General features: G+C 66.8%; 1 protein-coding gene. It reads right to left on the bottom strand.

Annotated elements, in window-relative coordinates:
• Positions 1-77: 77 nt before the first annotated feature.
• Positions 78-539, bottom strand: a 462-nt coding sequence (locus F6S12_RS32785) for a helix-turn-helix domain-containing protein (protein ID WP_315869995.1), incomplete at its 5' end; no start/stop codon positions are given.

Below are 539 nucleotides of genomic sequence, written 5' to 3'. Positions count from 1 at the left end.
GAACGCGCCTTGTACTCGATGCCGGGGAGCATCCTGGCGGTGAAGGCGTCTGGCGCGGCCTGACACCCACGCCCGTTTCAGTCCGGATCGGCGCGCTTGCTGCCAGGCAGGTACGGCAGCAAGCGCTCGGTTTCCTTGCGCACCACCCCATAGCACTCGCAGCTGTGCTGCTCCAGCCGCGGCCGGTCAAGCACATTGATCCGGCCGCGGCTGTATTCGATGATGCCCTGGCGCTGCAGTTTGCCCGCGGCTTCGGTCACGCCTTCGCGACGCACCCCGAGCATGTTGGCGATCAGTTCCTGGGTCATCACCAGCTGGTTGCCCGGCAGCCGGTCCAAAGACAGCAGCAGCCAGCGGCACAGTTGCTGGTCGATGGAGTGGTGGCGGTTGCACACCGCGGTCTGGGCCATCTGGGTGATCAGCGACTGGGTGTAGCGCAGCATCAGCAGGAGCATTTCGCCGTGGCGGTTGAACTCGTCCTTGAGGCGCTGGCCGGGCAGGCGCAAGGCGTGCCCGGCGCTCTGCACGATGGCCCGGCT

It is taken from the genome of Pseudomonas sp. JV245A, from assembly GCF_032424515.1.
GTDB lineage: Bacteria > Pseudomonadota > Gammaproteobacteria > Pseudomonadales > Pseudomonadaceae > Aquipseudomonas > Aquipseudomonas protegens.
This window is presented reverse-complemented; position numbering and strand designations above follow the sequence as displayed.